General features: G+C 35.5%; 26 protein-coding genes and 1 riboswitch. Of the genes, 25 read left to right on the top strand and 1 reads right to left on the bottom strand.

The genetic code is table 11. The features are described 5' to 3' along the window. The first annotated feature begins 38 nt into the window (after nucleotides 1-38). From LKACC16343_RS02695 to thiT, 11 genes are all read left to right on the top strand, one after another. Complete coding sequence (locus tag LKACC16343_RS02695) at nucleotides 39-1,184, top strand: cysteine desulfurase family protein (RefSeq protein WP_056952016.1); 1,146 nt, start codon at nucleotides 39-41, stop codon at nucleotides 1,182-1,184. Nucleotides 1,185-1,193: 9 nt separating this feature from the next. Further along, a complete protein-coding gene (gene thiI, locus LKACC16343_RS02690) occupies nucleotides 1,194-2,411 on the top strand; it encodes a tRNA uracil 4-sulfurtransferase ThiI (RefSeq protein ID WP_056952018.1) in 1,218 nt (405 codons plus the stop codon). Nucleotides 2,412-3,045: 634 nt separating this feature from the next. Then, on the top strand, nucleotides 3,046-5,694 hold the full coding sequence (locus LKACC16343_RS02685) for a valine--tRNA ligase (RefSeq protein WP_056952020.1): 2,649 nt from the start codon (nucleotides 3,046-3,048) through the stop codon (nucleotides 5,692-5,694). A 69-nt stretch (nucleotides 5,695-5,763) separates the two neighbouring features. Then, nucleotides 5,764-7,029, top strand: a complete 1,266-nt coding sequence (locus LKACC16343_RS02680) for a bifunctional folylpolyglutamate synthase/dihydrofolate synthase (protein WP_056952021.1) — start codon at nucleotides 5,764-5,766, stop codon at nucleotides 7,027-7,029. A gap of 8 nt (nucleotides 7,030-7,037) precedes the next feature. Next, nucleotides 7,038-7,676 carry a RadC family protein gene (gene radC, locus LKACC16343_RS02675; RefSeq protein ID WP_056952023.1) on the top strand — a complete coding sequence of 213 codons (639 nt, stop codon included), beginning with the start codon at nucleotides 7,038-7,040 and terminating at the stop codon, nucleotides 7,674-7,676. A 92-nt stretch (nucleotides 7,677-7,768) separates the two neighbouring features. Continuing rightward, entirely contained in the window at nucleotides 7,769-8,770 is a 1,002-nt protein-coding gene (locus LKACC16343_RS02670) for a rod shape-determining protein (RefSeq protein ID WP_025085321.1), read from the top strand. A 46-nt stretch (nucleotides 8,771-8,816) separates the two neighbouring features. Beyond that, the gene (gene mreC, locus LKACC16343_RS02665; protein WP_056952025.1) at nucleotides 8,817-9,677 is read left to right on the top strand and encodes a rod shape-determining protein MreC; all 861 of its coding nucleotides are present in this window, start codon (nucleotides 8,817-8,819) and stop codon (nucleotides 9,675-9,677) included. Next, on the top strand, nucleotides 9,677-10,219 hold the full coding sequence (mreD, locus tag LKACC16343_RS02660) for a rod shape-determining protein MreD (RefSeq protein WP_056952027.1): 543 nt from the start codon (nucleotides 9,677-9,679) through the stop codon (nucleotides 10,217-10,219). The genes mreC and mreD overlap by 1 nt, the downstream gene beginning before the upstream one ends. Next, complete coding sequence (locus LKACC16343_RS02655) at nucleotides 10,216-10,884, top strand: septum site-determining protein MinC (protein ID WP_056952029.1); 669 nt, start codon at nucleotides 10,216-10,218, stop codon at nucleotides 10,882-10,884. Before mreD ends, LKACC16343_RS02655 begins: the two co-directional genes overlap by 4 nt. A gap of 2 nt (nucleotides 10,885-10,886) precedes the next feature. After that, complete coding sequence (minD, locus tag LKACC16343_RS02650) at nucleotides 10,887-11,684, top strand: septum site-determining protein MinD (protein WP_056952031.1); 798 nt, start codon at nucleotides 10,887-10,889, stop codon at nucleotides 11,682-11,684. Between the two features lie 31 nt (nucleotides 11,685-11,715). Further along, a riboswitch (TPP riboswitch) is annotated at nucleotides 11,716-11,818 on the top strand. 48 nt (nucleotides 11,819-11,866) lie between these two features. Beyond that, the gene (thiT, locus tag LKACC16343_RS02645; protein ID WP_056952033.1) at nucleotides 11,867-12,448 is read left to right on the top strand and encodes an energy-coupled thiamine transporter ThiT; all 582 of its coding nucleotides are present in this window, start codon (nucleotides 11,867-11,869) and stop codon (nucleotides 12,446-12,448) included. Nucleotides 12,449-12,502: 54 nt separating this feature from the next. Here the strand turns inward: thiT and LKACC16343_RS02640 are convergent, their stop codons facing one another. Then, a complete protein-coding gene (locus tag LKACC16343_RS02640) occupies nucleotides 12,503-12,628 on the bottom strand; it encodes a DUF4044 domain-containing protein (RefSeq protein ID WP_371125782.1) in 126 nt (41 codons plus the stop codon). Nucleotides 12,629-12,852: 224 nt separating this feature from the next. Between LKACC16343_RS02640 and mraZ the strand changes: the two genes are divergently transcribed. The 14 genes from mraZ to LKACC16343_RS02570 all read left to right on the top strand — a co-directional run bounded on the left by mraZ (nucleotide 12,853) and on the right by LKACC16343_RS02570 (nucleotide 25,961). Then, a complete protein-coding gene (gene mraZ / locus LKACC16343_RS02635) occupies nucleotides 12,853-13,284 on the top strand; it encodes a division/cell wall cluster transcriptional repressor MraZ (protein ID WP_054643648.1) in 432 nt (143 codons plus the stop codon). Further along, the gene (gene rsmH / locus LKACC16343_RS02630) at nucleotides 13,274-14,224 is read left to right on the top strand and encodes a 16S rRNA (cytosine(1402)-N(4))-methyltransferase RsmH (RefSeq protein ID WP_056952036.1); all 951 of its coding nucleotides are present in this window, start codon (nucleotides 13,274-13,276) and stop codon (nucleotides 14,222-14,224) included. The genes mraZ and rsmH overlap by 11 nt, the downstream gene beginning before the upstream one ends. Before the next feature lie 12 nt (nucleotides 14,225-14,236). After that, nucleotides 14,237-14,602: a cell division protein FtsL gene (ftsL, locus tag LKACC16343_RS02625; protein ID WP_056952038.1), complete on the top strand. Its 366-nt coding sequence runs from the start codon at nucleotides 14,237-14,239 to the stop codon at nucleotides 14,600-14,602. Next, complete coding sequence (locus LKACC16343_RS02620; RefSeq protein WP_056952040.1) at nucleotides 14,593-16,767, top strand: penicillin-binding transpeptidase domain-containing protein; 2,175 nt, start codon at nucleotides 14,593-14,595, stop codon at nucleotides 16,765-16,767. Before ftsL ends, LKACC16343_RS02620 begins: the two co-directional genes overlap by 10 nt. 15 nt (nucleotides 16,768-16,782) lie before the next feature. After that, nucleotides 16,783-17,748 (top strand): phospho-N-acetylmuramoyl-pentapeptide-transferase, encoded by a 966-nt coding sequence (gene mraY, locus LKACC16343_RS02615; RefSeq protein ID WP_056952042.1) that lies wholly within the window; start codon nucleotides 16,783-16,785, stop codon nucleotides 17,746-17,748. 16 nt (nucleotides 17,749-17,764) lie between these two features. After that, nucleotides 17,765-19,138, top strand: coding sequence for a UDP-N-acetylmuramoyl-L-alanine--D-glutamate ligase (gene murD / locus LKACC16343_RS02610; protein WP_056952043.1), 1,374 nt, complete (start codon nucleotides 17,765-17,767; stop codon nucleotides 19,136-19,138). Between the two features lie 9 nt (nucleotides 19,139-19,147). Beyond that, on the top strand, nucleotides 19,148-20,248 hold the full coding sequence (murG, locus tag LKACC16343_RS02605; protein ID WP_056952968.1) for an undecaprenyldiphospho-muramoylpentapeptide beta-N-acetylglucosaminyltransferase: 1,101 nt from the start codon (nucleotides 19,148-19,150) through the stop codon (nucleotides 20,246-20,248). A 17-nt stretch (nucleotides 20,249-20,265) separates the two neighbouring features. Continuing rightward, complete coding sequence (locus tag LKACC16343_RS02600) at nucleotides 20,266-20,967, top strand: cell division protein FtsQ/DivIB (protein ID WP_056952045.1); 702 nt, start codon at nucleotides 20,266-20,268, stop codon at nucleotides 20,965-20,967. A 76-nt stretch (nucleotides 20,968-21,043) separates the two neighbouring features. Then, the gene (gene ftsA, locus LKACC16343_RS02595) at nucleotides 21,044-22,405 is read left to right on the top strand and encodes a cell division protein FtsA (RefSeq protein WP_056952047.1); all 1,362 of its coding nucleotides are present in this window, start codon (nucleotides 21,044-21,046) and stop codon (nucleotides 22,403-22,405) included. Nucleotides 22,406-22,449: 44 nt separating this feature from the next. Then, a complete protein-coding gene (gene ftsZ / locus LKACC16343_RS02590; protein WP_056952049.1) occupies nucleotides 22,450-23,703 on the top strand; it encodes a cell division protein FtsZ in 1,254 nt (417 codons plus the stop codon). 14 nt (nucleotides 23,704-23,717) lie between these two features. Continuing rightward, on the top strand, nucleotides 23,718-24,128 hold the full coding sequence (locus LKACC16343_RS02585; RefSeq protein WP_056952052.1) for a cell division protein SepF: 411 nt from the start codon (nucleotides 23,718-23,720) through the stop codon (nucleotides 24,126-24,128). A gap of 16 nt (nucleotides 24,129-24,144) precedes the next feature. Then, the gene (locus tag LKACC16343_RS02580) at nucleotides 24,145-24,414 is read left to right on the top strand and encodes a YggT family protein (RefSeq protein ID WP_025084736.1); all 270 of its coding nucleotides are present in this window, start codon (nucleotides 24,145-24,147) and stop codon (nucleotides 24,412-24,414) included. Further along, nucleotides 24,411-25,208 (top strand): YlmH family RNA-binding protein, encoded by a 798-nt coding sequence (locus tag LKACC16343_RS02575; RefSeq protein WP_256970544.1) that lies wholly within the window; start codon nucleotides 24,411-24,413, stop codon nucleotides 25,206-25,208. Before LKACC16343_RS02580 ends, LKACC16343_RS02575 begins: the two co-directional genes overlap by 4 nt. Nucleotides 25,209-25,223: 15 nt before the next feature. Next, a complete protein-coding gene (locus LKACC16343_RS02570; RefSeq protein WP_056952056.1) occupies nucleotides 25,224-25,961 on the top strand; it encodes a DivIVA domain-containing protein in 738 nt (245 codons plus the stop codon). Nucleotides 25,962-26,105: the final 144 nt, after the last annotated feature.

Genomic DNA, 26,105 nt, shown 5'->3' with positions numbered 1-26,105 from the left:
TTTAGGCCGCAAGGCCTTTTTGTTTTGGTGAGGCAGAAATGATATATTTTGATAACAGTGCAACAACAAAAGTTAATGATTCTGTACTAAAAACTTATAATGCTGCCAGTGAGGAATACTTTGGTAATCCTTCAAGTTTGCATAAATTGGGTTTGAAAGCATATGAATTATTGGAAACATCTCGCAAACAAATTGCGAACTTATTAGGCTTTAAACAAGACGAAGTTGTTTTTACTAGTGGTGGTACTGAGGGGAATAATTGGATCATCAAGGGTACAGCTTTTAAGAAGCGTGAATTTGGTAAACATATTATTACAACTGAAATTGAACATCCTTCAGTTTTGAATACTATGCACCAATTAGAAGAACTCGGCTTTGAAGTAACTTATTTACCTGTAGACAAAACAGGTCATATCAGTGCAGACGATTTGAAGAAGGCTATTCGTAGCGATACTATCTTGGTTTCAACAATGGCAGTTAATAACGAAATCGGTGCAATTCAACCAATTCATGAAATTGCTAATGTTTTGAAAGACTATCCAAGTATCAGTTACCATGTCGATTCAGTTCAAGCAATTGGTAAGAATCTTCAATCTAAGTTTATGGACCCTCGAGTTGATTACTATACTTTCTCAGGTCATAAATTCCATGCTCCTCGTGGAATTGGCTTTATTTATATGAAGGAAGGCAAACAGCTTGAACCATTAATGGCTGGTGGTGGGCAGGAGTCTAATCTTCGTAGTGGTACAGAGAATACTCCTGCAATTGCTGGTATGGCAAAGGCTATTCGTTTGTTGAAAGAAAATGAAGCTCAAAAGGCTGACAAGATGGAGCAATTAAAAGAAAAATTAGTTAACCACTTGCATACTTTGGATAACGTTCACGTCTTCTCACAAATAGCTGATGATTTTGCACCACACATTATTTGTTTCACAATTGATGGTGTACGTGGCGAAACGATTGTTCATACTTTTGAAGATCGTGATATCTATATTTCTACAACTAGTGCTTGTTCTTCCAAGAAAGGTTTGGAATCAGGTACTTTAAAGGCAATGAATGTGCAAGAAAATGTTGCAACTAGTGCCGTACGTGTCAGTTTAGATGAGAGTAATACAGAAGCTGAAATGGATGAATTTATCAAGAATTTGGATGAAGTTCATGATCATTTCCAAATTTTGAATTAGGAGATTTAAATGGAATATACTGAGATTATGGTTCGTTACGGCGAACTATCAACTAAGGGTAAGAATCGTAAGAGCTTTATTGACCGTCTTCATGGTAATGTAGCTAAAGTTTTGAATGATTATCCTGATTTAAGAATGCAACCACATCGTGATCGTTTACATATTCAATTGAATGGTACTGATGCTAAGCCAGTGATGGAGAAGTTAAAGAATGTTTTTGGAATTCAAACTTTCTCATTGAGTGTTAAAGTGTCACGTAATTTTGAAGATGTTAAGAAAAAAGCTATTGAAATGATGCATGAGGCCTATAAGCCTGGTATGAGTTTCAAAGTCGGTACAAAACGTTCAGATCACACTTATGAACTTGATACTAACCAAGTTAATTTACAATTAGGGGATGCTATTTGTGACGAATTCCCTGGTATTGATGTTGAAATGAAGAAACCTGATATCAAGATTTCTGTTGAAGTAAGACAAGATGGAATCTACCTATCATACTTAACAGTCAAAGGTGCTGGTGGATTACCAGTTGGTACTGCTGGAAAAGCTATGTTGATGCTATCAGGTGGTATTGATTCACCCGTTGCTGGTTATTTAGCTATGAAACGTGGTGTTGATATCGAAATGGTCCATTTCTTCAGTCCACCATACACATCAGAACAAGCTTTGAATAAAGCCAAAGAATTAACATCGAAATTAACAGCCTTTGGTGGTCACATCAAATTTATTGAAGTACCATTTGCTGAAATTCAAGAAACAATCAAAGCCGGCGTTCCTGAAGGATATCTAATGACAATCCAACGTCGTTTCATGCTAAGATTGACTGACTTGATTCGTGAAAAAGAGAACGGTCTAGCTATTTTTAATGGAGAAGCCGTAGGACAAGTAGCCTCACAAACACTAGAGAGTATGGCTGCCATCAATGATGTCACAACAACACCAATCTTACGTCCTGTAGCAACAATGGATAAGACTGAGATTATTCGATTAGCTGAAAAAATTGATACGTTTAATCTATCAATCCAACCATTCGAAGACTGTTGTACTGTTTTTGCTCCACCATCACCAAAAACACGTCCAAGTATTGAAAAGACACGTAAGTTTGAAAGCTCACTTGATGTTGACGGCTTAATCCAACGTGCAATGGATGGAATCAAGATCACAACCATTGAACATGGCGACAAGTTCATGGAAAGTGATCAAGAAAATATCAGCAGTTTACTATAAAACTGATTGACGTTTCACAATTTATGATTTATCATCATGATATCAGCTTTGAGCAGGAGTGTTATTCAGCTAGATTTCAGAGAAGGCATGTTGTTGAGAATTGCCAAATCAAACTGAGTAATTGTTGTCTGTGAGCTATCATATAAAAATGATCGGGCCACCGTTATCTGTTGAGTGAGGAGTTATTTGTAACTCCTAATTTAGGTGGTACCGCGAGTCTTCGTCCTATTCGGATGAGGGCTCTTTTTTTATAGACTCTTAGTGTCGAAGCCACTTAGAGTCTATTATGGGGACGCCGAAAGACGTCCGTATAGAGATTTCTGTTTAAACACAGACAACTTAACCGCTCAAAGTTCTATATATGGGGAAATAAAGAATATTTTCAAACAAGTTATAAAAAGGAAGATCCGTTCAGTCCGGAGTAACAAAACTGATGGGTTCAGCCATGAAATTTTTCTTAGCAATGAAGTTGCTTAGAAAAAGGCCGAGCTTGGAGACAATTGTGAATCTTAATTGGCTTCAAGTCGTGCCCATGGCGTTCCAGCCCAATCAGTTTTGTTGCGGAGGACGGCATCCTTAATCAATCCCATATTTAATTATTAATAGTAAATATCTAATTTATGGAGGAAATACTATGAGAGAAATCGACATGGATACAAAATATAATCCACAAGAAGTCGAAGAAGGCCGTTATCAAACATGGTTAGATGACGATGATTTTAAACCTTCTGGTGACAAGAAAGCTAAACCTTATTCAATTGTTATCCCACCACCAAATGTTACTGGTAAATTACACATGGGACATGCTTGGGATACAACTATTCAAGATACATTAATTCGTTATAAACGTATGCAAGGCTTTGATACCTTATATCTTCCAGGTATGGATCATGCCGGAATTGCTACTCAAGCTAAGGTTGAAGCTAAATTACGTGAACAAGGTGTAACTCGTTATGACCTTGGACGTGATAAGTTTGTTGATGAGGTTTGGAACTGGAAAGATGAATTTGCTAAGATTATCAAATCACAGTGGGGTAAATTAGGTTTATCACTTGATTATTCACGTGAAAGATTTACCTTGGATGAAGGTTTATCAAAGGCTGTTCGTAAAGTCTTCGTACAATTGTATAACGAAGGTTTGATTTATCGTGGCGAATACATCATCAACTGGGATCCACAACTTCAAACAGCTTTATCTGATATTGAAGTTATTCATAAGGATGACCAAGGTGCTTTCTATCACGTTAAGTACCCATATGCTGATGGTTCTGGCTTTATTGAAATTGCCACAACTCGTCCTGAAACAATGTTTGGTGATGTGGCTGTAGCCGTAGCTCCAGATGATGAACGTTACAAGGATATTGTTGGTAAAGAAGTCGTTGTTCCATTAGTTGATCGTAAGATTCCTATTATTGCCGATCACTATGTTGATAAAGACTTTGGTACTGGTATGGTTAAGATCACACCTGCCCATGACCCTAATGACTTTGCTGTTGGTAATCGTCATGATTTGAAACGTATTAACACAATGAATGCTGATGGTACAATGAACGAGAATGCCGGCAAGTATAATGGTATGGATCGTTTCGAAGCTCGTAAAGCTATTGTTAAGGATCTTCAAGATGATGATGACATGATCAAGATCGAACCTTATGTACATAGTGTTGGTCATTCAGAACGTTCTGGTGTTCAAGTTGAACCAAGACTTTCAACACAATGGTTCGTTAAGATGAAGCCACTTGCTGAAACAGTTTTGAAGAATCAAAAGAGTGATAACAAAGTTAATTTTGTACCTGACCGTTTTGAAACAACCTTTACTCAATGGATGGAAAATATTCATGATTGGGTTATTTCTAGACAACTATGGTGGGGACATCAAATTCCAGCTTGGTATAACAAGAAGACTGGCGAAACATATGTTGGTGAAGAAGCACCTAAAGATATCGAAAACTGGGATCAAGATCCAGATGTTCTAGATACATGGTTCTCAAGTGCTCTATGGCCATTTTCTACTATGGGTTGGCCTGACAATGATTCAGAAGATTACAAACGTTACTTCCCAACTGATACTTTGGTTACAGGTTACGATATTATTCCTTTCTGGGTTTCTAGAATGATTTTCCAAAGTTTGAAGTTTACTGGTAAGAAACCATTTGATAATACTGTTATCCATGGTTTAATGCGTGATTCACAAGGTCGTAAGATGAGTAAGTCACTTGGTAACGGAATTGATCCAATGGACGTTATTGCTAAATACGGTGCTGATGCTTTACGTTGGTTCGTTATGAATGGAACAACACCTGGTCAAGATACTAGATTTAGTTATGACAAGATGGATGCTTCATGGAACTTCATCAACAAGATTTGGAATGCTTCACGTTACGTTATCATGAATCTTGACGATGATACTCCAGCAATGGATGATCTATCTCAAGTTACAAACTATGACCTTTCTGATAAATGGATCTTGGCTAAATTGAATCAAACAGTTAAGAACGTTAATGATTTGTTAGATAAGTTTGAATTCGGTGAAGTTGAACGTAATCTTTACAACTTTATCTGGAATGATTTCTGTGACTGGTATATTGAAATGAGTAAGGCTACTTTAACAGGGGATGATGAAGCAGCTAAGAAGCAAAAGAAGATGCTTCTAACTTATGTCTTGGATCAAACATTACGTTTGTTGCACCCAATTATGCCATTTGTTACCGAAAAAATTTGGTTGACAATGCCTCATAACGGTAAGACAATCATGCATGCTAAGTATCCTGAATATCACGCTGAATTAGACAACGCCGAAGCTATGGATCAAATGGATATCTTGATTGACTTAATCAAGTCATTGAGAAAGATTCGTTTGGAAGCTAATGCACCAATGTCTAAGGCCGTTGATATTTTGATCAAACCACAGGATGAAAATGTAAAAGCTGTTATTTTGAATAACGAAGATTATATTGATCGTTTCATGCATCCTAAGGATTTGAAGGTTGCTACTGATATTGTTGCACCTGCTTTGGCTATGACATCAGTTACAACTAATGCTGAACTTTACGTTCCATTGGCTGAATTGATCGATATCGATGAGGAAATTGCTCGTCAAAATGAAGAGATGAAGAAGTTAGATCAAGAAATTACACGTCTTGATAAGAAACTTTCCAATGCTAACTTTGTTCAAAAAGCACCTGAAAAAGTTGTTAACGAACAAAAAGAAAAATTGGCTGACTATCAATCTCGTCAAGCAAAAGTTCAACAAAGAATTCAACAATTGAAAGATAATCAATAAAATTGAGTATATAATTAGAGGGGTTGGCAAATGTCCAACCCCTTTTCTTTGAAAAGGAGTGATTTTACATTGTTAAAGAGTTATAAAGAGGCAATTAACTATATTCACTCATTACCAAAATTTCATCGTACGAATAATTTGGACAATATTAAGGAAGCTTTAAAAGTTCTGGATAATCCACAAAATGATTATGAGACGATTCATATTACGGGTACGAATGGAAAGGGAACAACCAGTAATTTTTTGGCCAATTTGTTAGAAGCTGATGGCAAAAAAGTTGGTTTGTTTATTTCACCTTATGTAAAAGTATTTAATGAACGTATTCAGATAGATCATCAGTACATTTCCAATCAAGATTTATTGGATAATGTAAATTATTTAATAGAAAAAATTGGTTCAATTCCATTGACAGAATTTGAATTTGTTACAGTTTTGGGGTATTTTTATTTTCGTGGTCGTGTCGATGTAGCTGTGATTGAAGCTGGCATTGGTGCTCGTCATGATAAAACGAATGTTATTACACCCGTTGTGTCAGTGATTACCTCAGTAGACTTGGATCATGAGAAGCTAATTGGTCCTACTTTACAAGATATAGCTTTTGAAAAAGCTGGAATCATTAAGAAAAATAGACCAATCGTAACTGGTTTTTTGCAGGACTCAATAAAAGAAATAGTTGCAAATACTGCTGTGGAAATGTCGAGTCCGCTTTATAAATTTGGCCGAGATTTTGGAATTAACGATTTTAAGACAAAAAATTTTAAATTATCATTTACATATTATGACGATAAGGTAACAATAAGAGAGATATCTTGTGATGGCTTTGAAAAAACAACTGCGATGAATGCTGCTATTGCAATTTGTGCTTACGTTCAATATCATCAAAAACACCAAATTGAGGTGTCAGAGAAACTTATTAAGGACAATCTCGATAGTCATCATTTGTTGGGACGAGCACAAATAGTACAGAATAATCCATTAATTTTAATGGATGGAGCACATAATATTTCGGCAATTTATAATTTAATTAATTCTTTGACTACAAATTATGAAAATAAAGATATAATTGTCTTATATGCTGGAATGAAAGATAAAGATCGCAGTGAGATTATTCAAGAATTAGCACCAAGAGTGAAGCATATCTATATCACAACACTTGATATGCAACGTTCCGCTGTCGCTGGTGATTATAATTTATCAAACTATGAGAATGTTTCTTTTATTGAAAATTATCATACTGAATTACAGAAAATAGTGAAGCAATTAAATGAACAACAAATGTTACTCATTACGGGATCTTTTTATTTAATCTCGGATTTGGAAAACTATTTTGCGTAATTTCAAGTATGATGATAAATTTAAGAGAAAAAATTTTGGCTTATGGTGTCAGCACCTTAAAAGATGAAGAATTAATGGCTGTTGTTATTGGCAATGGCACTAAGAAAAATAACGTTTTGGACTTGTCAGAAAAAATTGTTTCAAATAAGAATGGCTTAAATTTGAATTTAGAACAACTAATGGCTTTTAATGGAATTGGTGTTGCCCAAGCTTGTAAGATTTTAGCGGCAATCGAATTGGGCACTAGAAAAGTTCAATCAGATAAGTTATCAGAACGAATCGTTTCAGTAGACGATATTGGAAAACATTTAATAAATATAATAGGTAGTACTCCACAAGAGAAACTAATGGCGGTCTACTTGAATAATAGTTATCATGTCATTAATGAGAAGACTATTTTCATTGGAACAATTGATCAGGCAACTGTTCATCCAAGGGATATCCTGCGAGAGGCAATTCAAATTTCAGCGACGCAAATTGTGATAGCTCACAATCATCCAAACGGAACATTAATGTTTTCGAAGAATGATCAAGAGTTTAGTTTACGGCTGAAGAAGTGTTGCAATTTAATGGGAATAAACTTATTAGATCATTTAATTATTACGAGAAAATCGTATTCTAGTTTAAAGAAGTTAAATTTAATTTAGGATATGATTGGTCATACTTTAAATCATTATTTTGTATGATATAATTTTGGTTAGCGTAAAATGTGGTGTGTACTTTAAAGGAGAGAAATAAATTGTTTGGTATTGGATCAAAGAAGCTTGGCATAGATTTAGGAACTGCAAATACTTTAGTTTATGCTGAAGGAAAAGGAATCGTTTTAAACGAACCTTCTGTTGTCGCAAAAAATAATAACACTGGAGAGATCGTTGCTGTTGGTTCAGATGCTCGTGAAATGATTGGACGTACACCTGGTAGTATTTCTGCCATTCGTCCGATGCGTGACGGAGTAATTGCTGATTATGACACAACTGCTGCTATGATGAAGTATTTCATCGAAAAAACAGCAAATAACTCAAAACCTTCTGTAATGGTTTGTGTTCCTAGTGGTGTTACTGAAGTTGAAAAGAGAGCTGTTATCGAAGCTACTCAACATGCAGGTGCTCGTGAAGCATATGTAATCGAAGAACCATTTGCAGCCGCTATCGGAGCTGGACTTCCTGTTATGGATCCAACCGGTAATATGGTTGTTGATATTGGTGGTGGTACAACAGATGTTGCTACCATTTCACTAGGTGGAATTGTGTCATCACGCTCAATTCGAGTTGCTGGTGATAAGTTTGATGATTCAATTTCAGCTTATATTAAGTCAAATTATAATTTACAAATTGGTGAAAGAACTGCCGAAGATGTTAAGATTCAAATCGGTTCAGCCTCAATCGAAAAGGCTAAAGAGATTGAATCAATGCAAATTCGTGGTCGTGACCTTGTTACAGGTTTGCCAAAGACAGTTCAATTAACTGGTGAAGATATTGCAACTGCAATTCATGAAAATGTTCAAGAAATCATTGAAACAATCAAAGAGACTCTTGAAGAAACATCTCCTGAAATTGCTGCTGATGTTATCGATCACGGTATTGTTTTAACTGGTGGTGGAGCATTGTTACATCATTTACCAGAAGTAATCTCAGAAGCAACTGGAGTTCCCGTATTCATTGCTCAAGACCCACTAGATTGTGTGGCTATCGGTACTGGCGAATCACTTAAGAATATCGATGTAATGCGTCGCCAAAAATAAGCGGGATAAATCCCGTTTTTTTTATTTGATCTACTAGGAGGAAGCAATGCAAAAGTTTTTTTCAAATAAAAAATTGATTATTTTAATGATACTTATTATTGTTACTTTTGGACTTTTGGCGGTAACGGTTAATATTCGTGATAAAAAGAGTACACCGCCAGTTGTTCAACAGGTTGGTAATGATGTCGTCAGTGTTGTTGGTGGAGTTTTTGCATATCCAACTAATGCTGTAAAAAATGCTACCTCAGAATTCTCTGATTTGTACAACACATATTCTGAAAACAAACGTTTAAAAGCCAGAATTGGCGAGTTAGCACAAAATCAGGCTAAGTTAGAAGTAGTTCAAGATGAAAATAAGAAGTTAAAACAAGAGTTAAAACTTAATGGTACACTCACTGATTACAGTACAGTTAATGCCTCTGTTTTGTCGCGGTCACCAAGTAGTTGGCAAAATTACTTAACAATTAATCGTGGTCAAACAAGTGGTATTAAGAAGAATATGCCGGTTATGTCTGGAAAAGGTTTAATTGGTAGAATTATCGAAGTAGACAAGGTCAGTTCTAAGGTTGAATTGATTTCAACTAATAATGAATTGAATGATAAGTTTGCTGCCGAAATTTTAGGTGATAATAAAAATGTTACTGGTGTTGTTAGTCGTTACGATAGTTCTACTGGTGACTTAGTGATGGAAAACGTTAATTCTACAAAAGATATTAAAAAAGGCCAAAGCGTAATTACATCAGGTTTAGGTGGCTTGACACCTCGTGGATTGTACATAGGTAAAGTTTATGGGATTAAGAAAGATAATTACGGGATGACAAATTCTGTTTATATTACCCCAGCCGCTGAATTGCGTAACTTTACTGTTGTAACAGTCATTAAGTCTTCGGTTCATGGTGAGAATTAATGAATATTAAAAGACGAAAGATTTTTGGACAAGTATTATTCATTTTATTTGCATTTTATTTAGATGGTTTAATAAAATGGGCCTTTTTGAATAATATGAATCATGAAACAATAGTGATCTTGCCACAAATCATGTTAATGGCAGTCGTTATGTTAACGATGAGGATTGAGGATCGTCGTCAGTTGATCATATACGGTATAGTCTTTGGGGTTATTTATGATTCTTACTATTATGGAATCATTGGACTATATACAATTCTGTTGCCACTGCTAATGGTGGGAATAGATCATTTCAGATTTTTATTGATTAAAAATAATATGGGATATGATATTTCCATTTATTTTTTGTCGTTAACCTTTTTACAAACGGGAATCTATTTGTTAGAAAAATTATTGCAGCAAACAAGTACAGATGTTTTTGATTTCATTACGTATACGTTGGGACCAACGTTGTTGTGGAATATAGTTGTTTTCTTTGTTATCTATATTCCATTAGCAAATATGTCTGCCTGGTTGGTGAAATATCGGAGGGATAGTAAATGAGTGACATCATTTTAAAAGGTGGTAAAGATGGATTTTCAGTTATTTTTAATGAAAATGCCAATTATGACGATGCGTTGAAAGAACTAAAAGAGTTAATTATGCAACAAAACGTTAAATCAACCAATGAAAATGATGATGCTATTAGTTTTACTATTAAAACCGGTAAGCGATTATTTACTAGTCAACAAAAGGAAAGTATTGAAGGATTCTTTGAAAAATATCCACAATTAGAATTAAAGGATATTGAATCAGATGTTGAAGATAAAAAAAACGTTAAAGAGTTATTTGATGCTAACAAGACTAATGTTGAATCCGGAATTGTACGTAGCGGTCAAAGATTAGAGTATAAAGGTGATTTGATTTTTTTGGGATCATTACATCGTGATGCTCAAATATGTGCGACTGGTTCTATCTATATTTTGGGAGAAGTCAGTGGAATCGTTCAAGCTGGTTTTCCCGATAATCCTAATGCAGCCATTTTTGGTAATCTGAAGGGTATCGATCAATTACGAATTGCTGATGTTATTGAAATTGTAACCGATGATAATCGTGAAGATTTTCAGGATGGCAAGTTTGCTTTTATCAATGATTTACACGCTATTAGTGTTGACGATTTAAAGAATTACAAAGATAAAATAAATGATTTAAGAAAAAGGACAGATTAACTATGGGAATATCAATAGTTGTAACTTCAGGAAAAGGTGGAGTTGGCAAAACAACTACCACCGCAAATGTAAGTACTGTCTTGGCAAGTCTTGGTAAAAAAGTTTGCATGGTTGACTTAGATATAGGATTGCGAAATTTGGATGCTGTAATGGGTCTAACTAATCGAGTTGTTTACGATATTGTGGATGTTGCTCAACATCGGGTAGTGGTTTCTCAAGCTTTGGTGCGAGATCCTAGATTTGAAGACAATTTATATTTATTGGCGGCATCACAGTTTGCTGATAAATACGTTTTAGACAAAGACTCATTAGCACAGATTATCGATGAATTGAAGCAACGATTTGATTTTGTGATGATTGATTGTCCAGCTGGGATTGAGTATGGCTTTCAAAATGCTGTTTCAACAGCTGATGGAGCTTTAGTGGTAACAAACCCTGAAATTGCTTCAGTCAGTGATGCTGATCGAGTAGTCGGGATCTTAGAGAATATGAACATGCCGATAACACCGCATTTAGTTATCAATCGTATCCGTAAGAATATGATTAATGAGGGTACATCAATGCGAATTGATGACATTGTTAATCATTTAGGAATTCCATTATTAGGAATTGTTATGGATGAAGATAAGGTTATCTCGGCTTCTAATGCTGGGCAAACAGTGGCTTTTGACCGTGATAGCAGTGCAGGTCACAGTTATCAGAATATTGCTCGAAGAATGTTGGGAGAGAGTATTCCCTTAGATCTATCAACTGAAACTAAAAAGGTTGGATTCTGGGGCCGTGTCTTTGGAAAAAAATGAGTCCTATGGTACAATGTTTTTAAATAATATAAGTCAACACAGGGGGAGCCTTTGGCTGAGAGTGAGCGTAATCGTTCAGACCCTTTAAACCTGTTATGTTAATACATGCGTAGGAATAGTGTTGTTCAAGCAGAAGCTCGAACTCTCTTGTGATGACAAAAATCAGAAGGGAGTTTTTTTGTATGATTAATAAAGCTAGTAGTCAAGATAGTTTAATTGTTTTGACAGAGGGGGCTATCATTACCGCTTTGGCAATGGGGTTGTCCTATATACCTCATTCCACGGGAGTTTCCTCAGTTGAATTTGTTTATGGATTGATACCAATGTCCATTTATGCTTTAAGAAGAGGACTAAAGCCTGGTTTAATGGCCGGCTTAGTTTGGGGATTATTAGATATGTTCCTTAGGGGATTAGGTGGAGGAGTTTTGAATCCACTTCAAGGTTTTGTTGAATATCCATTGGCTTTTGGTGTTGTGGGCTTGATTGGTTTAGGAAGTGTTAGAGTTCAACGTGCTATTAGAAATGGTAAAAATGCATTAGGATTGATAATCTTTTATTCAGCAATTGGTTTTTTAGCTAAGTACTTCTTGCACTTTATTGCTGGTGGTATCTATTGGGGTTCATATGCACCTAAATCAATGAATCCTTGGATTTATTCCTTAGTTATCAATGGAGGTAGCTTTATAGCTAATATGATCATGTTGATTGTCCTAGCTGTTTTATTAAATCGAATCTTTAAACAATTGATAATTCCAAGAAATTAATTAAAAAGAGTCTAACCTGAATTTTTCAGGTTAGACTCTTTTTTTTGCGCTCTTTTAAATAAAACTCATAATTGAGCCAAGAACAACGCCACCAATTGTGACAATAATCATCAACCAAACAACAATTTGAATAATTTTAGTCAATGTGCTTTTAGGTTTCTTTTCGTCCAAAACTTCCACCACCTAATTTATATATAGTGAAATGGTACTTCACAAAGGAAATTTATGCAATATTGTAATGGTTTTCTCTTTTGATTTTGGGAAAACTCCCCACCCTCGTAAATGTATAATTACCAACTGTTTGCAAGTTTCTTAACTACTTTAGACCGATTGTCAAATATCGTGTGGTTAATTGTGGTGATTTGTGGTAAATTAGGAAGTGTTAAAGAATTGAGGTGATATCCATGTTCATGGGTGAATTTCATCACACACTTGATAATAAAGGCAGAATTATTGTACCTGCTAAATTTAGAAAACTACTTGGTGATGAGTTCGTAATAACTCGTGGAATGGATGGCTGCCTTTTTGGTTATCCTCTAGAGCAATGGGATAAACTTGAAGCTCAGTTGGATAAGTTACCACTAACTAAGAAGGATGCAAGAGCCTTCACCCGATTCTTTTATTCTGCAGCTGCAGAGGTAGAATTTGACAAACAGGGTCGGATTAATCTTTCGACTCCGTTGATCAAATTTGCTAAGTTAAATAAGAATTGTGTAATTGTAGGTGTTTCTGACCGTATTGAAATATGGGATGAGGAATGCTGGAATAAATTTAGCCAAGAGGCTGAAGATAATTTTGAAGAAATATCGGAGAAAATGACAGACTTTGACTTCTAACGAATATAAACATAAAACAGTACTTTTAAAAGAAACTATTGATGAGGTAAATCCACATGATAATGGTATTTATGTAGACGCTACCTTTGGCCGTGGAGGGCACAGTAAAGAATTATTGAGCCGTATGCACCACAGCCATCTTTATGTTTTTGATCGTGACGAGGCTGCCATTAAGGTCGGTGAGAGTATTCAAAACGATCCAACCATCATTGGTGATAATACATTAACTTTAATACGTGATAATTTTGAGAATATGCAAGAACGTTTGTTGGATTTGGGTGTTACTGAGGTAGATGGGATTGTTTACGATTTAGGAGTTTCGTCTCCACAATTTGATGATGCAGTCAGAGGATTCAGTTACAAGAAGGCCGCTCGTCTTGATATGAGGATGGATCAAAGACAAGACTTAGATGCAGAGAAAATTGTTAACGACTGGTCATATAGTGAGTTAGTCGGTATTTTCTACAAATACAGTGATGAAAAATTTTCTAAACAGATTGCCCGTGCCATTGAAAGAACACGTGAGGATCATCGTATTACTTCTACATTGGAATTAGCTGATATTATTAAGAATGCCATTCCTGCAGCAGCTAGAAGAACAGGCGGTCATCCTGCTAAACGTGTCTTTCAAGCAATTAGAATTGCGGTAAATGATGAATTGGGTTCTCTTGAGAGATCCTTGGATCAAGCAATTAAATTGTTAGCACCAAAGGGTAGAATAAGCGTTATAACTTTTCAATCAAAAGAAGACAGAATTGTAAAACATATTTTTAAGGATAATTCACACGTTGATGTTCCACGCGGATTACCAGTCATTCCAGATGACATTAAACCAGTTTTGAAACAGATAACACGAAAACCAATTCTGCCTAACGATAAGGAATTAACTGAAAATAATCGGGCACATAGTGCCAAATTACGCGTTGTTGAAAAGATATAATGGAGAAATAATATGAGAGAAGAAAGTACAGCTAGAAATTTACAAGACTATCAAGTTGCTCCAGAGCCTGAGAAGGTTGTTCAAGCAGCTCCTAAAGTACATAGTGTAAAACTGTCAAAATTTGAGACTGTTTCCATCGTAGGTCTCTCTCTTTTAACGTTGGCATTAATGGTAGCTTTAGTTAGTATAAAAGTTTCGATGACTTCTTCTCAAAATGAGTTAGATAGTCTTACTAATCAAATCTCTAAGACTAATACGAGCAATGTTAATTTAAGACAAGAAATTTCTGAATTAAGCAGTTTTGATCGGTTCTCTTCTTTCGCTAAAAAGCACAATTTAAAAATGAGCGATAATAATGTAAGGAATATATCAAGATGAGTAAGTTCAGAAAACTATTAAAAAATAAGGCAAGACGCAATCATTATATAGTTGGTATATTAATTTTGATTGTGACTGCCTTTTCTTTTATCCTTTTTATCCAAAGATTCGCTTATATCTCTATGAGTAAACAATATGATGGAGTGAATCTAGAAAAAAGAACTAAAGCTAAATATGAAAAAGTAACGAAAGTTAATGCTAAACGTGGCGATATCCTTGATGTTAATGGTGATATGATTGCGGGAGATTCTACGATTTATAATATTTACGCAATTGTAAATCATAAGTCGAAGACGGCCACAGGTAAAGCTGATTATGTGGTTGATAAAGAAAAAACAGCCAAAGCGTTGAGTAAGTATTTACCACTTTCTGAAAAACAATTGATTAAATATTTAACTCCTCAAAATAAGAAACAGTACCAAGTAGAATTTGGACAAGCTGGTCGTAATTTATCAATAGAAATCAAACGTAAAATTGCGGCCCAAAAATTACCCGGAATTCACTTTGTGGAATTTCCATCACGATCTTATCCTAACGGTGTTTTTGCCACTAACTTAGTTGGTATTACTAAGGCTGACGATGCTAATGATCAGAATAGTAATATTAGTGGTGTGATGGGGATTGAAAAGTATTTCAATAAATTGTTATCTGGTCAAGATGGTAAGAAAATTACTAAAGTTGACTTTAATGGTAATGAATTGCCTAATTCTCAAGTAAACGAGAAGCAATCGATCGATGGGTCGAATGTTTATTTGACTTTAAATAGTAAAATTCAACAGTATGCTGAAATTTTGGCACAGGATATATCTGATAAATATGAACCAAAGAATTTACAGATTTTAGTTATGAATGCCAAAACTGGTGCAATTGAGGCAGCTACCCAACGACCAACGTTTAATCCAACAACTGGTAAGGGATTAGCTAATAGTTGGCGTGATACCCTAGTTGAAGATCAATTTGAACCGGGGTCTGTCATGAAAATTTTGACTTTGTCGGCGTCAATTGATTCCGGTAATTATGATCCAGATGAACTATATAAGTCTGGTTCAGTTGAAGTAGGCGGAAGAACAATTAGTGATTGGAATAATGCCGGTTGGGGTTATATACCTTTATCAGAGGCCTTTCCAAGATCATCTAACGTCGGAATGGTTAAGCTGGAACAGAAGATGGGATCAAAGACTTGGATGAAGTATATGCGCCGTTTCGATATTGGTACTAAGACGAATATTTCATTGCCAGGTGAAGTAGCTGGTGGTATTTCATTCCAACATGCCAGTGATCAAGCAATGACTTCATTTGGACAAAGTGTCAATGTAAATACGATTCAAATGTTACAGGCGTTTTCAGCAATTGCTAACGGTGGAAAGATGATTAAACCGCAGATAGTCCAAAAAGTTGTTAATACTAATACTGGTAAGACTACTCAAAGCTTTAAGCGACAAGTAGTCGGACAACCAATTAAAAAGAGTACGGCTAAGCAGGTCCAAAAGGCTATGCGTCAAGTTGTTACGAAGAATTATGGTACAGGACTTGTTTACAATATTCCTGGTATCAAGGTTGGAGTTAAAACTGGTACAGCTCAGATTGCCTCTCCAAATGGTGGGTATTTGACTGGTAGTAATAATTATATTTTCTCGGTTGCGGGGATGATCCCTTACAATGATCCTAATTACATTGTTTATGTAACGATGAGACAACCACAGAAGATGACAGAATCACCTGAGAAGATTCTATCTGAAGTCTTTAATCCACTAGTTAAACGCCTGGTAAATCAAGGTAAATCTCAGACAAATAGTACCCAAGCAGGTAGTCAGTATGTTGAGATTCCAAGTCTATTGGATAAGTCAACAAATGATTCTTTGAGTAAAATTAGTAGTCTTAAATTGCAATCAGGTGTCATCGGTACTGGTAACAAGGTTGTTCAACAATTACCTGCGAGTGGTGAGAAGGTTATGCCTGGACAGAGAATGGTCTTGTTAACTAATGGTGCTATGACAATGCCAGATCTTACAGGTTGGTCCAAAAATGATGTTTTGAAGTTTGCCGAGATTACTGGTAAGCAAGTCACGACAAAAGGTGACGGATATGTTGTTAAACAGTCTGTCAGCTCTGGTCATGTGATAAATGACAGTGGTAAAATTATAGTTACATTGAAAAATAAATAAAATAAGGGGATTTTCATGGAAATTAGTCATATAGTTTTCGACATAGTTAGTTCGTTTGTAATTGTGGCAATCTTAATGCCATTTCTGATTGGCTATTTAGTTGCTCATAAAGAGGGTCAGTCAATTCGTGAGGAAGGGCCTAAGTGGCATGAGAAAAAGTCCGGTACACCAACGATGGGTGGACTTTTAGTTATTTTAGCCGCTTTAATTACAAATATCTGGGTTGGTGCTTGGCAGGGTCAACTAACTCATTCACTTTTAATTACGACCTTTGTTATTGTGCTTTATGGATGTATTGGTTTCATTGATGATTTCATCAAAGTTTTCAAGAAGAGAAATCTTGGACTTAGAGCCTGGCAGAAAGCACTTTTACAAATTATTGTTGGGATAATATTCTTATACGTTTATAATGGCGATCAATTGCCAATGAACTTTACAATTCCTGGTGTTTTGTCAATCGATTCAGCCGTGATTTTTATTCTGTTTACACTTTTCTGGTTGGTAGGATTCTCTAATGCTACTAATTTAACTGATGGTTTGGATGGTCTATTAGGTGGTTTAGGAACAATTTCTTATGCTACATACGGAATTATTGCCTTGAACCAAAATCGTGCTGATATTGCAATTGTTTGTTTCTCAGTTGTAGGTGCTTTATTAGCTTTTCTATTGTACAATCACAAGCCAGCTAAGATCTTTATGGGTGATGTAGGTTCATTAGCTTTGGGTGCCGGTTTAGCAGCTATCTCGATTCTTTTGGGTCATTACTGGTCACTATTATTGATTGGCTTTGTCTATGTAGTTGAAACTATGAGTGTTATGCTTCAAGTCTTTTCATTCAAAGTTTTTCATCGTCGTATTTTCAAGATGACACCAATTCATCATCATTTTGAAATGTTGGGTTGGAGTGAATGGAAGATAGATATCGTATTCTGGATCGTTGGTTTGATTTGTTCTGCAATTTATTTAATTTTATTCGTATAGGAAGTAAAAGATAATAATGAAAACAAAAAGTAATTATTCAAATAAAAAAATCTTAGTTTTAGGCTTAGCCAAAAGTGGTTTTGCGGTTGCTAAACTTTTAAAAAAAATGGGTTCAGACGTAACAGTTGTTGACTCTAATCCGCTAGAAAAGAATACCGAAGCAAAGGCATTAATTGATGATGGGTTTAATGTTATTACAGGAAGTAATGATAAGAGTCTGATTGATGATTCTTATGATTACTTAGTAAAGAACCCTGGAATATTTTATTCAAATGAATTAGTTGAACGTGCTGAAGAATTGAACATTCCTGTTATTACAGAACCAGAAATAGCTTACAGTTATTCAGACGCTACAATGGTTGCTGTAACCGGTACTAATGGTAAAACTACCGTTACAACTTTAATTCAATTGATGTTGAAGCACTCACCTAAGTTTAAGAATTCATATTATGCTGGTAACATTGGTATTCCTATTTCTGATGTTATTCAAAAGGCTACCAAAGATGATGTTGTAGTAACTGAGTTATCAAGTTTCCAACTTCAAGGAACAATTAGCTTACGTCCACATGTAGCGGTATTAAATAATATTTATTCAACACATTTAGATTTTCACAAGAACCGTGCTAACTACATTAAGGCCAAGATGCATATTACTAAGAACCAAACTAAGGATGATTACTTTGTTGTTAATTGGAATACTGAGGAGTGGCGTAATTTAGCCGATCAATCAAATGCTACTATAGTGCCATTCTCAGATAACCAGGAACTTGCTAATGGTGCCTACGCTAAAGATGACGTCATCTATTGCAATGGCGAAAAGATTATGAATACTGATGAAATCCAAATTCCTGGAGAACATAACGTACAAAATGCTTTGGCTGCAATCAGCGTTGCTAAAATGTATGATGTTTCAAACGAAGATATTGTTGAAGTTCTATCATCATTTACTGGTGTCAAGCACAGAATACAATATGTCGATACTTTTGGTGGACATAAATTTTATAATGACTCTAAAGCAACAAATGTTGAAGCCACAATCGTCGCTTTAACAGCCTTTAAAAAACCTATCACTTTGATAGCCGGAGGACTTGATCGTGGTAATGGTTTTGATGAATTGATTCCTTCTCTTAAGGGAAAAGTTAATAATTTAGTAGTTTATGGTCAAACAGCCGATAAAGTTATTGCTTCTGCTGAAAAGGCTGATGTTTCTAATATTGTCAAAGTTAACGATCTTAAGGAAGCCGTTCCCGAAGCTTATAAGCAAAGTGATGATGGGGATGTAATCTTACTTTCACCAGCTGCCGCTAGTTGGGATCAATTTAAGACCTTCGAACAACGTGGAGACCAATTTATTCAAGAAGTTGAAACTTTAAAGGGAGAAGTTAAATAGATGACAAAAATGCGTATAATCGTATCCGGCGGTGGAACAGGTGGCCATATCTATCCGGCAATGGCTTTAATTAAACGCCTCAAGGAAAGAGACATGATTGAGGATGTTTTATACGTTGGAACAAAAAAGGGACTAGAGAGCAAGATAGTTAAGAATGCGGGAATCGATTTTAAAACAATTGAAATTCGTGGTTTCAAACGGAAATTAACGCTTGAAAATGTTAAAGTTGTTGAACTCTTCTTATCAAGCATTCGTAAGTCTAAAAAAATTATCAAAGAATTTAAACCTGATATCGTTGTAGGAACCGGTGGTTATGTTTCAAGTGCTATCGTATACGCAGCACATACCATGCATATTCCTACCGTTATACATGAGCAGAATACTATTGCTGGTGTAACGAACAAATTTCTAGCACATTTTGTTGATAAGATTGCCATTGCTTTTCCAGATGCAGTTGATCAATTCAGTGAAAAGAAGAAATTAGTGTTTGCTGGTAATCCTCGAGCCCAAGAAGTAGTCAATATTCAGAAGAATGATCGCTTGAAAGAATTTAATTTAGCAGCTGATAAACCAACCGTTATGATCTTTGGTGGCTCTAGAGGTGCTAAGCCAATTAACTTAGCAACAATAGCCGCAATGGATAAATTTGCAGCTGCCGATTATCAAGTTCTTTTTGTAACAGGACGTGTACATTATGACAATGTGGTCGAAAAAATCGATTCTAAGTACCTAATGAGTGCAAATATTTCAGTATTACCATATATTGATAATATGCCAGAAATTCTTCCTGACATTAATTTGATTGTTGGTCGTAGCGGTGCAACAAGTATTGCTGAAATTACTGCTTTAGGAATTCCTGCAATTTTTATTCCAAGTCCATATGTAACACATGATCATCAAACAAAAAATGCACTATCCGTTTCAAACGTCGGTGCTGCTAAGTTGATTCCTGAATCAGATCTTACCCCAGATTCTCTTTTTAAAGAGATCAATGAGATTATGAGTAGTGAATCAATTCAAAAGGAAATGTCCGATAAGTCTAAAAAAATCGGTGTTCCTGATGCAGCTGATCGTTTGATCAAGATTTTAACTGACTTGGTAAATAAGTAGTATAAGGATTGATATTGATGGCATTAAAAAAAAGAATTAGGATAAGTAAAAATGGATTGATATTTTTAATAGTTTTTATCATAATTATTATTGCTTATTTTGGTTCGCCTTTGAGTAAAGTTAGAAACATTAATGTTGAAGGTGTTAATGATTTAGGCGCACAGCAGGTTATTGATGCAACTAAGATCGATGATAATTCAGTGCTGTTGAATCTATTGATACATCATAAATCAATTACAGAAAAAACTGAGAAGAAGTTACCATCAATTCAGTCGATGTCAATTAAGACAAGAAATATGCGGGATGTAACGATACATGTTAAAGAGTATCCAACGTTAGGATTCATCAATAAGAATGGCTATTATTACCGCATTATCAATAATGGTCATGTGATAAATCAAAAAATGAGTGCCCCGATTGGCAATTATCCAACATATAGTAATTTTGGGACTAAGCGCCTAAAGCAAATTGCTAATTTATATGCTGAATTACCAAGTAGTGTACAAACGAATATTTCAGAAATCTATAATTCTCCGACTAAGTTAAATCCATATAGGATTAAAATTGATATGAATGATGGCAATAAAGTTATTGCGGATATGAGAACAGTTAAAACTAAATTAAAATATTATCCAGGTATGGCTGCCCAAATGAAAAAGAAGGGCGTTATAGATTTGGAGATAGGAGCCTATTCTTATCCCTTTAAAGATAAGAAATAGGTTTAATCTAATCGTTTTTGTGTTAAAATTTTTTAGTGAATAGATTTTTTCTAGGTAAGGGAGGCTGCCACGATTAATGGACAATTCAGAGTTTTTTGTAGGTCTTGATATTGGTACAAATTCAGTAAAAGTAGTGGTTGCTGAATCGTCAGATGACAGATTAAGTGTTGTTGGCGTAGGAAGCGAACGATCACAAGGAGTTAGCCGTGGCGTTATAGTCGATATTGATAAGGCTGCAGGCGCTATAAAACGGGCTGTTAAGCGGGCCGAAACACAAGCAAATATCACAATTCGTGACGTTGTAGTCGGTATATCGGCTAATATGTTACAGATTGAAAAATGTCAGGGAATGATAGCGGTTGGTTCCCAATCAAAAGAAATTACTGAAAATGATGTCAGACAAGTTATGTTGGTTGCAATGGTTCAAAACTTACCTAGTGAGCGAGAAGTGGTTTCTTTAATTCCTAAACAATTTTCTGTTGATGGGTTCAATAATATTCGTGATCCTCGCGGAATGATTGGTGTACGTTTGGAAATGACAGGAATCATATATACTGCACCGAAAACAATTGTACATAATACGAAAAAGGCCATCCAAAAGGCTGGTCTAAATATTATTCATAAAGTTATTTCTCCGATGGCGTTAAGTCAAGTTGTATTAAATGATGGTGAAAGTGACTTTGGAGCCGTAATTATCGATATGGGTGCCGGTCAGACGACTGCTTCAGTTGTTCATGATCATAATCTCAAATTGTCTACAGTTGATTTTGAAGGTGGAGATTATGTCACTCATGATATTTCGGTGGTTTTGAATACAACAGTAGAAAATGCTAATCAATTAAAACTTTACTATGGTAATGCTTCATCAGCTCAAGCATCAACTGAGGAGAATATCAGTGTTGAAGTGGTTGGTAAAAATGAGCCTGAGACAATTTCTGAAGAGTATTTGTCTGAAATTATTGAAGCCCGTTTGGAGCAGATTTTTACAAGGTTACAGGCTCCATTAGAGGATGCTGGTGCCTTGTCACTTCCCGGTGGAATTGTATTGACCGGTGGAGTTGCTGCAACACCTAATGTTGAGGATCTAGCTCGAAAGATTTTTGATGTAAAAGTAAGAAGTTATGTCCCAACACAAATGGGTATGAGATATCCTTCATATTCATTGGGCTTAGGTTTAGTGACCTATGCTTCTAGGTTGAATGATATTGGCGTGATTGCTGATAATGTTGTTAATGGCGCAACTATTGGCCATAACACACCTCAACAACCACAACAAGTTCAGTCACAACAACCTGTTCAAGCTCCTGTTAATCCAACAGTGCAAGAACAACAACCACAAACTCAAGAACCTAAAGCTACTGATGAAGAGACTTCTAAGCCCGATGAGACCAAGAAGACATCGAAGCTTAAGGACTTTTGGAGTAAGTTTTTTGATTAATAAAAATAAATTAAATACAATTTTAAACTAGGAGGAACTCCTTAATGGAATATACTTTAGACTCAACCAATAATAAGGGAGCGGTAATTAAGGTTATCGGTGTCGGTGGCGCTGGTGGTAATGCCGTAAATCGAATGGTCGAAGCAGGAATCAAGGGTGTTCAATTCATCACTGCTAATACTGACGTTCAAGCACTAGAAAGCTCTAACGCTGAAACCAAAATTCAATTAGGACCTAAACTAACAAGAGGATTAGGTGCTGGATCAAATCCCGAGGTTGGACAAAAGGCTGCTCAAGAAAGTGAAGAAGCCATTAAAGAGGCCCTTGAAGGTGCCGATATGATTTTTGTTACTGCCGGAATGGGTGGTGGTACTGGTACTGGTGCTGCTCCAATCGTAGCTAATATCGCTAAAGAAAGTGGTGCTTTGACAGTCGGCGTTGTTACACGTCCATTTGCCTTTGAAGGTGCTAAACGTTCACGTTTTGCTGCCGACGGTATCACAGAACTTAAAAAAGATGTTGATACATTAGTTATCATTTCTAACAGTAAATTATTAGAGATCGTAGATAAGAAGACACCAATGGGTGAAGCATTTAGTATTGCTGATGATGTTTTACGTCAAGGTGTTCAAAGTATCTCTGATCTAATTACATCGCCTGGTTTCGTTAACCTTGATTTTGCTGATGTTAAGACCGTTATGTCTGATCAAGGCTCAGCTTTGATGGGTATCGGTACAGCTAACGGTGAAAACAGAATTACTGAAGCAACTAAGAAGGCTATTTCTTCACCATTACTTGAAGTTTCAATTGATGGTGCTAAACAAGTTCTTCTTAATATTACTGGTGGTCCTGATTTGTCATTGTTTGAAGCTCAAGATGCAGCACAAATTGTTTCCGAACAAGCTACCTCAGATGTTAATATTATCTTTGGTACTTCAATCGATGATACTTTGGGTGACCAAGTTAAGGTTACTGTAATTGCTACAGGCGTTGAAAGTGAAGATAAGAAGCGTGAACCAGCTAGACGTCCTTTAAATAATCCAAGAGCTGCTTTTAATAATAACCAAAATAAAGCAACTGATAATAATGCTGATGAACAACCAGCAAAGCCAAAGGAACAAGCTAATAACAATGATCCATTGGCCGCTTGGGATATTAATCGTGACGCATCTAAGTCAAAAGATGTTTCTGGTGAAAAGGGAGATTTTGAAATTTTCCAAAAGCCTGAAACTATCGATTTAAGCGATGATGACGATGATTCAACTCCTCCAATCTTTAAACGTCGTAACAATAAATAAAAGGAGATTTTCTTATGGCATTTGAAAAACTAAGCAGTTTTTTTGGAATTAATGACGATGAAGACTTTGAAGAGAAACCAGTCGAAACGCCTCAACCTAAAAAAAATTATTCAAACAATGAAAAGGTCGTATCAATGAGTGCAGCAAGTGAGAGTAGAAGTGCGGCGGTCAATAGTAAGATTGCTATTTATCAACCCAGAGTTTATTCTGACGCAAAGGTTATTGCTAAACAACTTTTGAATAATAAAGCTGTGATTGTTAATTTTAATAATGTCAATGATGAACAATCAAAGAGAATCGTAGATTTCTTAACTGGTACTATCTTTGCTTTAAATGGCGAGATTAAACGTGTTGGGGAAAAGATCTTTCTTTGCACACCACCGAAGTTTGAAATCGATGGAAGTATACCAGACATAAACGAATAGTAAGTCGAGGAAAGATATGGATCGAATTGTAAGTGGATTACCATTTATCATTAGTTGGGCGTTTGAATTGTACGAATTTATTTTATTCGTATATTGCTTGATGTCATTCGTACCAGCTCTATATAACTCTGCTTTTGGAAGATTTGTTGCTTCAATGGTAAATCCATTCTTAAATCTAATCAGAAGAGTCATACCAACAAGTATTGGCCTTTTTGATTTCTCTCCAATAATTGCCATAATATTAATACGATTATTGCAGAAAGTGATCTTTATGATAATTTTATGATGGAAGATAAAAAAGGAGTCATGGGTGGAGGCTATTTTAGGCCTGAAGAAAAGCCGTTCATTGATAAAATGAGCGACCTTTTGCTGAAGGCTCAAACGATGTATACTCCACAATTGACGGATTTTTTAAATTTAAGAGAGCAAACAATTTTAAACAATCTGATTAATAAGTACGATGATTTATTTGTACATTATTTTGGTGGATATGATAATGCTGAAAGGGTCAGGGGAATAATTGCTCCTGACTATTTTGTACCTAAGGACTCGGATTATGATGTTTCTATGTACGAAATTCGTTATCCAGAGAAATTTGCTAATTTACATCACGGACAAATTCTTGGATCTTTAACTGGTTCAGGAATTGATCGTGATCGTTTCGGTGATATTATTACAGACGGTGAGAACTGGCAATTTTTTGTTTTCAAGTCAATGAGTGATTATATTGAGGAACAAGTTAAAAAAATTGGTCCTTTCAAAGTACATTTGATGGAAAAAGATTTTCAGGATTTGTTGTTGCCAAGAGATGAATCAACGGATGAGACAATTAATGTTCAATCATTACGTTTGGACACAATCATTGCCACCGTTTACGATTTATCTAGACAAAATGCTAAAGCGTTGGTAGATCATGGAAAAGTTCAAATAAATTGGGCTGTTAATAAGAATGCTAGTTCATTTATTACAATAACTGATACACTTAGTGTAAGAGGTTTTGGTAGAATAAGAATTAACGACATTATGGGACGTTCAAAGAATAATAAATATATTTTGTTCGTAAATGTTATTAAGAAATAATAGGGGCGTGAAGTTATGGTATTGTCACCAGTAGAAATACATGATAAAGAATTTGATAGTAAATTTAGAGGCTATGACCGCGACCAAGTGAATGACTTTCTGAAACAAGCAGCTCAAGATTATAATTTGGCGTTACAAAAGAATGCTGAATTAGAGAAACAACTCAAAGATACTACTGACCAATTGAAATATTTCACTGATATGAAGGATGCTTTGAATCAATCCATTTTGGTAGCTCAAGAAGCAGCCGAAAAAGTGAAGTCTGAATCAGAGCAGGAAGCACAGATTATCGTAGAAGAGTCACAAAAAAAGGCTCGTGATTTACTAAATCAATCAACTGATAAGTCTAATCGGATTTTACAAGATGCGTCTGATCGCGCTCGTCAAGTTACGATTGAGACGGATAATTTGAAAAAATCAGTTAACTCATTCCGTCAAGGACTTCAAGGAATGCTTAAACAACAACTTGATATGGTTGAGAACCCTGAGTGGTCTAAGCTTAATGACAGTACATCTACTGAAAAGTTAAAACGAGAAATTGGTGATCAAGCCGATGGTACCGCTCAAGATTATCAACCTAATGTACAAAATAATGAAAATATGCAAGATCAGGTTTCAAACTCAGATCAAATGAATTATAATGATAATATTCAGGATGACCAACCAGATGAATCTTATACGATTAATCATCAACAAAATGAACCTACGTTCAATTTTCAAGATGACTCTGATGGTGATTCGAAGGAAAATTAAGAGAATAAGTGCTTAAAGTAAATTTTTTCAGCGAGCTAGCAAATGGTGTGAGGTTAGTAAAAGTCCTTTAGGTATATCGGCTCTTAAAAAACCGTATATTAATTTACCAATAGGTGGTATAGCGAGAACTCGTCCTAGAATTGG

The sequence above is a fragment of the Companilactobacillus bobalius genome (assembly GCF_002179915.1).
Lineage (GTDB): Bacteria > Bacillota > Bacilli > Lactobacillales > Lactobacillaceae > Companilactobacillus > Companilactobacillus bobalius.
The sequence above is the reverse complement of the archived record's forward strand: the minus strand, read 5'-3'. Positions and strand labels throughout refer to the sequence as shown.

Coding starts and splice junctions, on each gene's coding strand:
- LKACC16343_RS02695 (WP_056952016.1), top strand. CDS start 39: ATGATATATTTTGATAACAGTGCAACAACAAAAGTTAATGATTCTGTA.
- thiI (WP_056952018.1), top strand. CDS start 1,194: ATGGAATATACTGAGATTATGGTTCGTTACGGCGAACTATCAACTAAG.
- LKACC16343_RS02685 (WP_056952020.1), top strand. CDS start 3,046: ATGAGAGAAATCGACATGGATACAAAATATAATCCACAAGAAGTCGAA.
- radC (WP_056952023.1), top strand. CDS start 7,038: ATGATGATAAATTTAAGAGAAAAAATTTTGGCTTATGGTGTCAGCACC.
- mreC (WP_056952025.1), top strand. CDS start 8,817: ATGCAAAAGTTTTTTTCAAATAAAAAATTGATTATTTTAATGATACTT.
- mreD (WP_056952027.1), top strand. CDS start 9,677: ATGAATATTAAAAGACGAAAGATTTTTGGACAAGTATTATTCATTTTA.
- LKACC16343_RS02655 (WP_056952029.1), top strand. CDS start 10,216: ATGAGTGACATCATTTTAAAAGGTGGTAAAGATGGATTTTCAGTTATT.
- minD (WP_056952031.1), top strand. CDS start 10,887: ATGGGAATATCAATAGTTGTAACTTCAGGAAAAGGTGGAGTTGGCAAA.
- thiT (WP_056952033.1), top strand. CDS start 11,867: ATGATTAATAAAGCTAGTAGTCAAGATAGTTTAATTGTTTTGACAGAG.
- mraZ (WP_054643648.1), top strand. CDS start 12,853: ATGTTCATGGGTGAATTTCATCACACACTTGATAATAAAGGCAGAATT.
- ftsL (WP_056952038.1), top strand. CDS start 14,237: ATGAGAGAAGAAAGTACAGCTAGAAATTTACAAGACTATCAAGTTGCT.
- mraY (WP_056952042.1), top strand. CDS start 16,783: ATGGAAATTAGTCATATAGTTTTCGACATAGTTAGTTCGTTTGTAATT.
- murD (WP_056952043.1), top strand. CDS start 17,765: ATGAAAACAAAAAGTAATTATTCAAATAAAAAAATCTTAGTTTTAGGC.
- murG (WP_056952968.1), top strand. CDS start 19,148: ATGCGTATAATCGTATCCGGCGGTGGAACAGGTGGCCATATCTATCCG.
- LKACC16343_RS02600 (WP_056952045.1), top strand. CDS start 20,266: ATGGCATTAAAAAAAAGAATTAGGATAAGTAAAAATGGATTGATATTT.
- ftsA (WP_056952047.1), top strand. CDS start 21,044: ATGGACAATTCAGAGTTTTTTGTAGGTCTTGATATTGGTACAAATTCA.
- ftsZ (WP_056952049.1), top strand. CDS start 22,450: ATGGAATATACTTTAGACTCAACCAATAATAAGGGAGCGGTAATTAAG.
- LKACC16343_RS02585 (WP_056952052.1), top strand. CDS start 23,718: ATGGCATTTGAAAAACTAAGCAGTTTTTTTGGAATTAATGACGATGAA.
- LKACC16343_RS02580 (WP_025084736.1), top strand. CDS start 24,145: ATGGATCGAATTGTAAGTGGATTACCATTTATCATTAGTTGGGCGTTT.
- LKACC16343_RS02575 (WP_256970544.1), top strand. CDS start 24,411: ATGATGGAAGATAAAAAAGGAGTCATGGGTGGAGGCTATTTTAGGCCT.
- LKACC16343_RS02570 (WP_056952056.1), top strand. CDS start 25,224: ATGGTATTGTCACCAGTAGAAATACATGATAAAGAATTTGATAGTAAA.